This window comes from Chromohalobacter sp. HP20-39 (assembly GCF_033052815.1).
In the GTDB taxonomy this organism is placed as follows: domain Bacteria; phylum Pseudomonadota; class Gammaproteobacteria; order Pseudomonadales; family Halomonadaceae; genus Chromohalobacter.
The window spans coordinates 1-502 of record NZ_JAWHTP010000114.1; the positions used below are offsets into that span (position 1 = coordinate 1).

The 502-nt window shown below is 58.0% G+C and carries 1 protein-coding gene; it reads left to right on the top strand.

Going from position 1 to position 502, the window contains the following annotated elements:
- Positions 1–273 precede the first annotated feature (273 nt).
- On the top strand, positions 274–502 hold a 229-nt coding region (locus RVY79_RS17200), incomplete at its 3' end, for a hypothetical protein (RefSeq protein ID WP_317465689.1).

Consider the following 502-nt stretch of genomic DNA (forward strand, 5'->3'; position numbering starts at 1 on the left):
AGTGAGATGATCATCGCGATTGATGCAATGCAGTCTCTCAATGGGCTGGCCAAACCGTTTGCTGCATGGGCCGATTTTCGAGACGTGTTTGAGCGTGGCGTTCGCTACGACATCCCCGATGTTGCACCGGTGCCCGCCACTGCGATACCCGAGGCCTAGTTCCTCTTCGTCGGCGACGACTGGGATGCTTCGGCTAACAGGAGCGAATGGTCAGGTTTGCGAGACCCGTATGTCGCAGCGCTCACAGAGGGAGCCGCATGTGAGCCACAGCTCGTGATCGACGCAAAGGGGCGGCATATCCTTGACGCTGTCACAGCGTCGCAATTTGGTGTTGACGCAGAAAGCGCAGCTCTCATCGAGGATTTCGAACTGGACCGTTTGTTGCAGATGCACGATGCAGGTGTGGCGCCAGGCCAAGTGATTGCTGGTTACCGCTGGTACCGGCAGTACGGCTGCCTGCAACTCTCACACTCGCAGCGCGCAGAGCACGATGAAATTGCTC